Source organism: Brotocaccenecus cirricatena, assembly GCF_020687045.1.
GTDB lineage: Bacteria > Bacillota > Clostridia > Oscillospirales > Oscillospiraceae > Vescimonas > Vescimonas cirricatena.
The window spans coordinates 1-11,571 of the sequence record NZ_JAJEPW010000074.1; the positions used below are offsets into that span (position 1 = coordinate 1).

The following is an 11,571-nucleotide window of genomic DNA, read 5'->3' on the forward strand; positions in this document are numbered from 1 at the left end:
GCGGGTGTCCACCCCCCCCGGGCGGGGGGCGCACCCGGTCAGGGCCAGCGCCGCCGCCAGCAGCAGGCACAGGGCCTGCACGCGATATCGTTTCATGGGTTTCTCCCTTCTTAACGGCCTGTCAAAAGGCCCGCAACTATATATTATACAGGAAAAGCCCCCAAATAGAAAGCTTTTTTTGCGCAGACAAGGCCCCCGGCAGCGCCGGGGGCCTTGCTTTACGCTTGGGTGTTTTTTCTTATTCCCCCTCCGGCAGGCGGTAGGTCTGGGCATAGTCCCGGAAGCGGCCCGCGAAGTCGGGGTCCTGGGTCTGGGCGGCCCGGAGGGTCTCGTGAAGGTTCAGGTTGTGGCGGGCGGCGTCAATGACGCAGCCGGCGATGTTGGAGCAGTGGTCCGAGGTACGCTCCAGGTCCGTCAGCAGGTCCGCCCACACGAAGCCCGCCTCGATGCTGCACTGTCCCTGCCGCATGCGGAGGATGTGGCGGGTGCGCATTTCCTCCTTCAGCTTGTCGATGACCTGCTCCAGGGGCTCCACCCGGGCGGCCCGGGCGGCGTCGTTCTGGCGGAAGCCATCCAGGGACAGGTGCAGGATCTCCCGGATGGCCCGGGCCAGGGTCTCATACTCCGCCATGGCCGCCGGGGAGAAGGACAGTCCCTTGCTCTGCAGCTCCTCCGCCGACTCCAGCACGTTGACGGCGTGGTCGGAGATGCGCTCGAAGTCGCCGATGGTTTTCAGCAGCTCTGTGGACTCCTGGCTCTCGCTGTCCGACAGGGAGTGGCTGCTCAGCTGCACCAGATAAGTGCCAATGATGTCCTCATAGTGGTCGCAGCGCTCCTCGTCCTCCCGGATGGACCGGGCCAGCTCCGGGGTGTAGCCGGTCAGGGAGGTCAGAGCGTTTTCCAGGGCGCGGACAGCACAGGCGGCCATCTCCCCGGCCACGTTCCGGGCCTGGCCCAGGGCCAGGGCAGGGGTGGCCAGCAGGCGGGCGTCCAGCTCGGACGTCTCCTCCCGGCGCTGGGCGTCGGGCACCAGCCGGATGGCCAGCTTTTCCAGCAGATTTCCGGCAGGCAGCAGCATGGCGGTGCACAGGATGTTGAACACCGAGTGGGCGATGGCGATGCCGTACATGGTGGCGGGCCGGTCCAGAATCGCCGGGGCGAAGATGGCCTTGACGATGCAGAACAGGGTCAGCAGCACCACCACGCCGATGACGTTGAACATCAGGTGCACCACGGCGGCCCGGCGGGCGTTTTTGTTGGTGCCCACGGAGGACAGCATGGCCGTGACGCAGGTGCCGATGTTCTGGCCCATGATGATGGGGATGGCGGCGGCATAGCTGACGCCGCCGGTGACGGACAGGGCCTGCAGAATGCCCACGGAGGCGGAGGAGGACTGGATGATGCCCGTCAGCACCGCGCCCACCAGCACGCCCAGAATGGGGTTGCGGAACATCAGGAACAGCTGGGTGAACTCCGGCACGTCCTTCAGGCCGGACACGGCCCCGCTCATGGTCTCCATGCCGAACATCAGGGTGGCGAAGCCCAGCAGGATGGTGCCGGTGTCCTTTTTCTTGTCGGACTTGCAGAACATATAGAAGATGATGCCGATCAGGGCCAGCACCGGGGTAAAGGACGAGGGCTTCAGCAGCTGCACCCAGGCGCTGCCGCTGTCGATGCCCGCCAGGCTCAGCAGCCACGCGGTGACGGTGGTGCCCACGTTGGCGCCCATGATGACGTTGATGGCCTGGCGCAGGGTCATCAGCCCCGAGTTCACGAAGCCCACCACCATCACCGTGGTGGCGGAGGAGCTCTGAATGATGGCGGTGATGCCCAGGCCCGTCAGAAAGCCCACAAATACCCGGCTGGTCATCTTGTCCAGCAGGGTCCGCAGCTTGCCGCCGGCCCGGCGTTCCAGGGCCTGGCCCATCACGTTCATGCCGAACAGGAACAGACACAGTCCGCCCACCAGCGTCAGCGCATTGAAAATAGTCATAATTCTTTACTCCCTCATTCCAGCTTTTTGACAATTGACAGTATAAAGGGTGTATGTCAAATCCGTTGTAATGGGTGTGTAAAATCTATGTAAAATTTTAGAGGCGGACAGAGTCGTCCGCCTCTACGGTGGTGTATCAGGAAAAATTTTCGATTATGGGGGCAGCGAATCGCCGATAGAGCACCTGTAGGGGCCGACGTCCTCGGCGGGCTGCGTCGGCCCGACATCACCGGGCACTGAAAACGGCCAAAAGCCTTACTCTTCGGAAAACACGTCCCAGTTTTTCACGAAATACTCCACGCCGGAGTAGACAGTGGTCACCAGGATTACCCCCTGGCACACCAGGTTCAGCCAGTGGGGAATGCCGAACAGAATCAGGCAGATGCACACCATGGTGCTGGCGGTTTTGACCTTGCCGGACCAGCCCGCGGCGATGACCCGGCCCTTTTCCACGGCGATGAGCCGCATACCGGACACGGCGAACTCCCGCAGCAGCACGGCGGCCAGGACCCAGCCCATCATGTCGCCGGTTTCCACGAACCAGCACAGGGCCGCCATCACCAGGCACTTGTCCGCCAGGGGGTCGGCAAACTTGCCGAAATCCGACACCTGGTTATAGTGGCGGGCGATGTAGCCGTCCAGCAGGTCCGTCAGGCAGGCCACGATGTAAACGGCCAGGGCCACATAGCGGCTGCCGGGGAAGCCCCAGTAGGCAATGACCAGGAACACCGGGATCAGAAACACCCGGGCCAGGGTCAGTTTGTTGGCGGTATTCATGGGCATGGTTCATTCCTCCGTTCGTTCACCGGTAAGCTCGCCGTCCATGGCCCCGGTGATGCGCACACGGACAAAATCTCCCGCTTCCACGGGCTGATCGGATGTGAAATAAATATTGCCGTCGATGCCGGGGCTTTCGGCGTAGCTGCGGCCTACATAGCTCATGGACTGGCCGTCCCACCCGTCGCACAGCACCTCCACGGTGTCGCCCATGCGGCTGTCGTTGAACTGGTCCATGACCTGGGACTGCACCTCCATCACCAGCTCCGCCCGGCGCTGGGCTTCCTCGGTGTCCACCCGGTTGAGCATCTTCGCCGCCGGGGTACCCTCCTCCGGGGAGTAGGCAAAGGCCCCCACCCGCTGGAGCTTCTGCTCCCCCAAAAAGCTGCACAGCTCCTCGAAGGCGGCCTCGTCCTCATAGGGCAGGCCGGTGATGAGGCTGGTGCGCAGCACCACGCCGGGGATGCGGCGGCGCAGGTCGGCAAACAGGGCCTCCAGCCCCGCCTTGGTCTCCCGGCGGCGCATGGCCTTGAGTACCGCGTCGTTGCAGTGCTGGATGGGAATATCCAGATAGTTGCAGATCTTCTCCTCCCCGGCGATGGTGTCAATAAGCTCGTCGGACAGGTTGTCCGGGTACAGATAGTGCAGCCGGACCCAGTGGAAGGGCAGTTTGCACAGCTCCCGCAGCAGCTGGGGCAGACGGCGCTCCCCGTACAGGTCCACCCCGTAGCGGGTGATGTCCTGGGCGATGACGATGCACTCCCGCACGCCATCCTCCGCCAGGGCCCGGGCCTCGGCCAGGATCTCCTCCATCCGGCGGGAGCGGTAGTTGCCCCGCAGGGAGGGGATCACGCAATAGGCGCAGCGGTTGCTGCACCCCTCCGCAATCCGCAGATAGGCATAGTGCCGGGGGGTGGACAGCACCCGGGGCAGCTCTTCCACCGGGCCGTTGATGTCCGCAAAGTGGCGGCACTCCCGACCCTCCATCACCTGCTCCAGGGCAGGCACGATGTCGCCGAAGCAGCCGGTGCCCATGATGCCGTCGATTTCCGGCAGCTCCTCCAGAATGTCCGCCTGATAGCGCTGGCTCAGGCAGCCGGTGACGAGAATCTTCTGAATTTCCCCGGCGTCCTTCAGCTGGGCGGCGGAGAGAATGGTGTCGATGGCCTCGCTTTTGGCGCTGTCGATGAAGCCGCAGGTGTTGATGACCACCACGTCGCTGCCGGGGCAGTCCTCCTGGACGGTGATGCCCGCCTGGAGGCACAGGGCCATCATCTGCTCGGTGTTGACCCGGTTCTTGTCGCAGCCCAGGGATACGAATGATACGTTCATGGTTGTGTTTCCTTTGCGTGAAGTTGTAAATGTGCCGGTCAATCCTCCGGCTCCCGGTCCAGCCGGGCCAGGGCGGGGCGGATATCCTGCCAGGAGAAGCCCCGGCGCTGCAGGGCGGCGGACAGCCGCTGGAGCGTGGCCCGGTCCGGGGTCTTGCCCCGGAGCTTGGCGGCCAAAAATTTGTCGATGGCCTCCTCCGGGTCCGGCAGCTGGGCCAGGGCATCCTCCCACAGGTCCCGGGGCACCCCCCGGCGCTGGAGCTCCTGGCGGACGCGGCCGGGGCCGTAGCCCATGGCGGCATAGTGCCGCACGATGACCCCGGCATAGGCGGCGTCGTCCACCGCACCCAGGTCCGCCAGCCACTGGGCGGTCTCCTGAGCCTCCTGAGGGTCCGTGCCCTTTTTCACCAGCCGGTCGGACAGCTCCTTCTGGGACAGCATCCGCCGTCCGGCCATCTCCGCCGCCTGCTGCCGGGTCAGGGACCGGGCGGCCGCCCGGTTCAGCTCCTCCAGCACGTCCTCCGCCAGGTCCATGCCCGGCCGCAGGTCAAACCGCAGCAGCTCCTCCGGCGTGATGCGCAGCAGGTCGCCGCCGGTGAGATACACCAGCACCCGGTCCTTTTTGTGCAGGGACGGCTGGATGCGCTCAATCCTCGTCATCGAAGTCGTCGGCGGACACGTCCACCGCCCGGCCCGCCGCCTTGGCGGCGATCTTGGACTGGCTGCTCATCAGCTTGTGGAAGTCCCGGCGGATGGCGGCCTCCAGCTTGTCGGCCTCGTCGGGGTGATCCCGGAAATACTGCTTGGCGGCGTCCCGGCCCTGGCCCAGGCGGATATCGCCCATGTTGAACCAGGAGCCGCTTTTCTGGACCAGGTCCAGCTTCACGCCCAGATCCAGCATCTCGCCCAGGCGGCTGATGCCCTCGCCATACATGATGTCAAACTCCGCCTCCCGGAAGGGGGGCGCCACCTTGTTTTTCACCACCTTGGCCCGGGTGCGGTTGCCGATGATCTCGCCGCCGGACTTCAAAGCCTCGATGCGGCGCACGTCGATGCGGACGGAGGCATAGAACTTCAGAGCCCGGCCGCCGGTGGTGACCTCGGGATTTCCGTACATAACGCCCACCTTTTCCCGCAGCTGGTTGATGAAGATGACGATGCTGTTGGTTTTGGCGATGACGCCGGTGAGCTTGCGCAGGGCCTGGCTCATAAGCCGGGCGTGCAGGCCCACGAAGCTGTCGCCCATCTCGCCCTCGATCTCCGCCCGGGGCACCAGGGCGGCCACGGAGTCCACCACCACCACGTCGATGGCGCCGGAGCGGACCAGGGCCTCGGTAATCTCCAGGGCCTGCTCGCCGGTGTCCGGCTGGGAGATCAGCATGTCCTCGATCCGAACCCCCAGGGCCCGGGCATAGGTGGGATCCAGGGCGTGCTCGGCGTCCACAAAGGCCACCTCGCCGCCCAGCTTCTGGGCCTGGGCCAGAATGTGCAGGGCCAGGGTGGTCTTACCGGAGGACTCCGGCCCGTAGATCTCGATGATGCGCCCCCGGGGCACGCCGCCGATGCCCAGAGCCAGGTCCAGGGCCAGGGAGCCCGTGGGGATGGCCTCCACGTTGGTTTCGGCGTTTTCACCATAGCGCATGATGGAGCCCTTGCCATACATTTTTTCGATCTGCTGCATGGCGGTCTCCAGCGCCTTTTTCTTGTCGGAGCCCGCAGGGACTGCGGCAGAGGTATCCTTTTTCGCTGCCATTTTCGTCTCCTCCTCTAATTTATATTGCCGTGATGGTATCACAAAGCCTGTCCGGAAAAGCGGACAGTCAGATCTCCTGATACAGGGCTCCCAGCACCACCCGGGGAATGCCCGCCGGGTCCGGGAGAATTTCCAGGTCGCCAAAGCCCACGCCGCGCATGAGCCGCAGCACGTCGTCGGCCTGGCCGATGCCCACCTCAAAATAGAGCCGGGAGCCGGGATGCAGCACCGCAGGCCAATGCCGCAGGATGGCACGGTAAAAGTCCAGGCCGTCGGCCCCGCCGTCCAGGGCCATGTGGGGCTCGTAATCCCGGACGGAGGCGTCCAGCCCGGGAATATCCCCGGAGGGGATATAGGGGGGATTGCTGACGATGCAGTCAAAGTCCCCCAGCCGCTGCACCGGCGGGCGCAGGGCGTCCAGCTGCATGGCCGTCACCCGGCCGGTGAGGCCGTTGCGGCGGATGTTCTGGCGGCAGACCCGCAAAGCCCCGTCGCTGAGCTCCCCCAGCACCACCCGGGCGGCGGGCACCTGGCTGGCGATGGCCAGCCCCAGGCACCCGGAACCGGCGCACAGGTCCAGGACCCGGGGGGCCTCCTGCTGCCGCAGCCAGCCGATGGCGGCCTCGGCCAGGGTTTCCGTGTCGGGCCGGGGGATCAGCACGCTTTCGCTGATGTCCAGGGGCAGGCCGTAAAACTCCCACTCGCCGATGAGATAAGCCACCGGCTCCCCGGCCAGACGCCGGCGGGCCAGCGCCCAGGCCGCCTCCTCCACCTCCGGGGACACGTACAGCGCGCCGTCCCGCAGCAGCCGGGCCTTATCCTTTCCGGCGGCGAAGCACACCAGCTCCCGGGCCTCCAGGGTGGCGGCCTCGATCCCCGCCTGCCGCAGGGACCGCCGGATATCCAGGGTCAGATCGTTGTATGTAACAGCCATTACCAGGCGTCCTTTCCTTGCTCCTCCGGCAGCACCAGCTTCAAGGCCTCGATGGCCACCTCCAGCATGGAGTCGTCCGGCTCGTTGGTGGTGAAATTCTGCAGCCACATCCCCGGGGCGGACAGGATACGGGTGACGGCGTTGTCGTGGCGGCCCACAAAGCGGTTGAATTCATAGGTAACGCCCACCACCGGGATCAGCAGCAGCAGGTGCATGGCCACCCGGACCCACAGATTCTGCCAGTTCACATAGCTGAACACGATGCTGCTGCACAGAATGGACACCACGATGACCACAAACAGGAAGCTGGTGCCGCAGCGGGGGTGGTGCTTGGGCTGGATGCGGGCGTTTTCCACCGTCAGCGGCAGGCCCGCCTCATAGCAGAAGATGGTCTTATGCTCCGCCCCGTGATAGCAGAACACCCGGCGCACGTCCTTCTGCCTGGAGCAGAGGATCAGGTATCCCAGGAAAATGGCAATCTTCACCGCCCCCTCGATGAGGTTGTGGACGGCGGCATGCCGGGCGTGGAACAGCCCGGCGATGAAGGTGGGCAGCAGCATAAACAGCAGCAGGGTCAGCCCTAGGGACAGGATCACCGACACCCACACCAGCACCGACTGCAGCTTCTCCGCCGGAACGTGCTCCTCCAGCCACTTATCCAGCTTGGAGGGCTGGACGTTTTCGTCCTCGGGGTAATAGTCGGCGGAGAACATCAGGGCCTTGACGCCCCGGACCATGGAGTCCAGAAACGTGACGGCCCCCCGGATGATGGGCCAGCCCAGAATGGGATATTTGTCCTTGATCAGGGTCAGCTCCTCCACCTTGGTCACCAGGCCCTCCGGCGAGCGGACCACGATGGCCTGCTTTTCCGGCCCGCGCATGAGAATGCCCTCGATCAGGGCCTGACCGCCGATGGAGGTGCGGAATTGCTTGTTGTTTTTTTCCATGGGGAATGGGTTCCTTTCCAGTATCATAACACACCCGCCGCAAAAATGCAACAGGCGTTCTATTTTTTACAGCTCCTGGCCGGAGATGGGCAGCCGGATGGTGACGATGGCCCCGCCGCCGTCGGCGTTGCCGATGTCGAACACGCCGCCGTGGCGCTGGACGATCTCGTCGCACACCGCCAGGCCGATGCCGCTGCCCCGGGCCTTGGAGGAGCCCTTATAAAACTTCTGCTTCACAAAGGGGACCTCCGCCGGAGGGATGCCGGGGCCGTAGTCCCGGATACGCACCACATAGCTGTCCCCCTCCTGGGTCATATCCACGTCGATGCGCTTGCCTGCGCCGCCGTGCTTGGCGGCGTTGTCCAGCACGTTGCAGAACACCTGCTTCAGCCGCTGGGGATCCCCGGAGATGAGCTCGGTATACAGCTCCTGATCGCTGTGATAGTTCAGCTGGATGCCGTCCTGGCGGAACAGCTCCCGATAGGTATAGATGGCGTCCTCCAGCTCCGCCTGCAGGTCCATTTCCTCCACCTGCAGGGTGAAGCGGCCGTCCTGCATTTTGGAAAATTCCAGCAGCTCCTCCACCATGCCCGTCAGGCGGCGGGCCTCCTTGACGATGATGCGCAGGCCCCGGCGCAGCTGGCGTGGGTCGCCGGTCTCATCCCCCAGCAGGGTCTCGCCCCAGCCGCTGATGGCCGTCAGAGGGGTGCGCAGCTCGTGGGACACGGAGGAGATGAACTCCGTCTGCATTTTCTCGCTCTGGCTGATTTTCAGGGACATGTTGTTGATGTTGTCCACCAGCTGCCCCAGCTCGTCGGTATACTTGTTGGCGATCTGGATGCCGTAGCTGCCGGAGGAGATGCGCTTGGCGGCCTCGGACACCTCCGCCACCGGCTGCACCACGTTGTTGATGAAGATCAGGTTGGACACGAAGATCAGGAAGATCACCGCCGCGATGACGGCGGCCATCACCAGCACCGTCAGCCACAGCTGCTGATCCAGCAGCCGGGTAGAGGTGACGAACCGCATCACGGCCACCACCGTCCCGTTGTAGAACACCGGGCTGGACACCGCCAGGATGCTCTCGCCGGTCAGGGGGTCCCGGCCGGAGAAGGAGGCGGTCTTGCCGGTTTCCACGGCCCGGCCCACCTCCGGGGTGGCGGGGGTGCTGCCGGCCACGGCGCCCCGGGAGGACAGCTCCACCTGGCGCTTGCCGTTGATGAATTGCAGCTCCACGTTCTTGGCCAGGCTGTCGTTCATGCTGTAATCTGTGACGTATTGGGCGGCCCGGCGGTAATACTCGCTGTAGCTGCCCATGCTGTAGGCGCTGAAATAGTCGGAGCCGGACTTGGCCTTGGCCTCCAGAGAGGACCTGGCCCGGGCGTCCAGGCTGGAGCTGATGGTGGCGGCAGAGAGCACGCCCACCAGCACCAGAATGACGATAATGGGTCCCACACTGCTGGCCAGCCAGCGGCGGCGCAGACCCCGCAGCTTCAGCCGCTTCCCCTGTCCCCGGGTGAACAGCCGCAGCTTGTTATCCGTGTTGGTATCCATGGCTTAAAAGCCCCACTTGTATCCGTAGCCCCACACGGTGTTGATATAGGTGGGGCTGGTGGGGCTGTCCTCGATTTTCAGCCGCAGACGCCGGACGTTGACGTCCACGATCTTCAGTTCGCCGAAATAGTCCCGGCCCCACACCAGGTCCAGGATCTCCTCCCGGGACAGGGCCTTGCCGGGATTTTCCATGAACATCCGCATGATGGAATACTCCACCTGGGTCAGCTTGATGCGCTGGCCGTTTTTCTCCAGGGTGCGGTTGCGGGTGTTCAGCAGGAAGGGTGGCTGGCTGATGGTGCCCGGCGGCAGCTCCTGGGTGCCGCCGCTGCTGCGGCGGATCAGGGCGTCCACCCGGGCAGTAAGCTCCACCGGGGAGAAGGGCTTGGTCACATAGTCGTCGGCCCCGTTCATCAGGCCCGTGACCTTATCCATCTCCTGGGACCGGGCCGTCAGCATGATGATGCCGATGCGGGGGTTGGTGGCCCGGATGCGGCGGCACACCTCGAACCCGTCGATGCCCGGCAGCATCACGTCCAGCAGGGCCACCAGCGTGTCCGGATTCTCGTGGAGCTTGTCCAGAGCCTCTTCGCCGGTTTCGGCCTCCACCACCTCGTATCCTGCCCGGCGCAGGTTGATCACAATAAAGCTGCGGATGCTGGATTCATCCTCCAGAACCATTACCTTTCTCATGGATTCGACGTTCCTTTCCTCGGATTTTCATGCGGCCCACTCGGCCATCACCAGGTTGAAGCCCAGGCGCAGGCTCTCCTCGTCCAGGCCGCAGTAGTTGGCCCCGGCCAGCAGCTCCCCGCCGTAGGTGATGCCGTTCTGGCGCTTGAGGGCCATGCGGCTTCCCATCATGGCCCGCTTTTCCCGGTTGTCGCCGGTAAGGGCGTACAGGGCCGCCACCGGCTGTCCGTTGGACAGCAGCACCACCTGGCTCTCGTACGCGCCGTTTTCGGCGGTGGTGAAGGTGGCCTCCCCCTGCCAGGTATCCGGCAGGCGGAAATACCACCCGGCGGACAGATCGTGATAGGTCACGCAGTGGACATCCGGGCTTTCGTCGCCGCAGTAGCTGATCCAGCGGACCAGCCCCCGCACCGCCGCGGCGGTGTTGGCGGCAGCGCCGCTTCCCGCGTCGGCGGCGGCAGTCTCCGGCGCGGGGATCTCCACGCTGCCGTCGCCGTCGATGTCCTGGGGCTTGAGCTGCATATAGGGGTACACGGCGGCGGTGAGGCTGGTGGTCCGGTCCTGGGCGATGTTGGTCAGTCCGCCGCTCTCCTGCCACACCAGGATATCCGTCATGGCCATACCCTGGCTGTTGACGCCGGTGGCAAACACGGCGGGGGTGCCGTCGGAGAGCTTGCCCACCACCACGCTGCCCCGGCTCAGCTCCGCCATGGTGTAGGATAGCACGCTGCTGTAGCTGGCGGAGATCACGTCGTCCTTGCGGATATACAGCCCCGCCACCGGCTGGCCATCGTTATCCGAGCGGAACAGCAGCAGGCTCTTGACGCCGTCGCCGTCCAGGTCCGTGACGGTGAAGCGGGTATAGCCGCTTTGCAGCAGCACATAGGGGTCCGGCTGGGGCACATACACGGCCACGGTCTGCACGTCGGCGCTGATGCGCCAGCCCACGATGATCTCCAGCCGGCCGTTGCCGGTGAGGTCCTCATACTGGACACTGTCGATGGCGGTGCCGCTGCTTTCGATGACGCACAGGCGGTGATAGGTGTCGTCCTCCGGCCGGAAAACGAAGATTTTCAGGGGCTTTTCGTCGTCCTGCAGCCGCATGAATACCAGGGCCTCCGACAGGCCGTCGTTGTCCAGGTCCACCATCTGCACCGGCTGGATGTTCTGCCCGGTGCTGGGGCCCACCAGCTCATAGCCCTGCTTCTGCAGGTCGTCCAGCTCCTGGGACAGCCCCTCGTATTCCGCCGACACCCGGGGCAGGGTGAACAGATCCTCCACCGACGAGCGGAACATACACCCGGTCAGGGTCAGCGACATAACCGCCGCCAGAAGCAGCGCCGCCACGCGCTGCGGCAAATGTTTCATTAGAACGATCCCTCCCCCGGTCCGATTTTTTCACTCATCTATCATATCACAGGTTTCGCCGGTTGTGTAGCCCTGTTTTGCTCCCGTCACAGAAAATTTATCGTCAGGCCCCGGGAAATAAAAACTGGTGGGGCGGGGGCCGCATGTAAGTGACATATATTGTGGTTCTTAACAGGTCTTTAGCCAGCATCTTGTTATCCACCGCGAACGAAATTTGCCCG

At 64.4% G+C, this 11,571-nt stretch carries 10 protein-coding genes; all 10 read right to left on the reverse strand.

The features are described 5' to 3' along the window. Window positions 1-238 precede the first annotated feature (238 nt). The 10 genes from LKD37_RS15215 to LKD37_RS15260 all read right to left on the reverse strand — a co-directional run bounded on the left by LKD37_RS15215 (window position 239) and on the right by LKD37_RS15260 (window position 11,350). Window positions 239-1,993: a Na/Pi cotransporter family protein gene (locus LKD37_RS15215; RefSeq protein WP_302929951.1), complete on the reverse strand. Its 1,755-nt coding sequence runs from the start codon at window positions 1,991-1,993 to the stop codon at window positions 239-241. A 255-nt stretch (window positions 1,994-2,248) separates the two neighbouring features. Beyond that, a complete protein-coding gene (gene pgsA / locus LKD37_RS15220) occupies window positions 2,249-2,770 on the reverse strand; it encodes a CDP-diacylglycerol--glycerol-3-phosphate 3-phosphatidyltransferase (RefSeq protein WP_302929960.1) in 522 nt (173 codons plus the stop codon). A 9-nt stretch (window positions 2,771-2,779) separates the two neighbouring features. Further along, window positions 2,780-4,102: a 30S ribosomal protein S12 methylthiotransferase RimO gene (gene rimO, locus LKD37_RS15225; RefSeq protein WP_302929952.1), complete on the reverse strand. Its 1,323-nt coding sequence runs from the start codon at window positions 4,100-4,102 to the stop codon at window positions 2,780-2,782. Between the two features lie 38 nt (window positions 4,103-4,140). After that, complete coding sequence (locus LKD37_RS15230) at window positions 4,141-4,761, reverse strand: RecX family transcriptional regulator (RefSeq protein WP_302929953.1); 621 nt, start codon at window positions 4,759-4,761, stop codon at window positions 4,141-4,143. Beyond that, a complete protein-coding gene (recA, locus tag LKD37_RS15235; protein WP_302929954.1) occupies window positions 4,748-5,854 on the reverse strand; it encodes a recombinase RecA in 1,107 nt (368 codons plus the stop codon). Before recA ends, LKD37_RS15230 begins: the two co-directional genes overlap by 14 nt. Before the next feature lie 67 nt (window positions 5,855-5,921). Continuing rightward, the gene (prmC, locus tag LKD37_RS15240) at window positions 5,922-6,788 is read right to left on the reverse strand and encodes a peptide chain release factor N(5)-glutamine methyltransferase (protein WP_302929955.1); all 867 of its coding nucleotides are present in this window, start codon (window positions 6,786-6,788) and stop codon (window positions 5,922-5,924) included. Beyond that, window positions 6,788-7,735 carry a DUF1385 domain-containing protein gene (locus LKD37_RS15245; RefSeq protein ID WP_302929956.1) on the reverse strand — a complete coding sequence of 316 codons (948 nt, stop codon included), beginning with the start codon at window positions 7,733-7,735 and terminating at the stop codon, window positions 6,788-6,790. The genes prmC and LKD37_RS15245 overlap by 1 nt, the downstream gene beginning before the upstream one ends. Before the next feature lie 66 nt (window positions 7,736-7,801). Next, window positions 7,802-9,289, reverse strand: a complete 1,488-nt coding sequence (locus tag LKD37_RS15250; protein ID WP_302929957.1) for a sensor histidine kinase — start codon at window positions 9,287-9,289, stop codon at window positions 7,802-7,804. 3 nt (window positions 9,290-9,292) lie between these two features. Next, entirely contained in the window at window positions 9,293-9,982 is a 690-nt protein-coding gene (locus tag LKD37_RS15255) for a response regulator transcription factor (protein WP_302929958.1), read from the reverse strand. 27 nt (window positions 9,983-10,009) lie between these two features. Beyond that, window positions 10,010-11,350: a hypothetical protein gene (locus tag LKD37_RS15260; protein ID WP_302929959.1), complete on the reverse strand. Its 1,341-nt coding sequence runs from the start codon at window positions 11,348-11,350 to the stop codon at window positions 10,010-10,012. Window positions 11,351-11,571 lie beyond the last annotated feature (221 nt).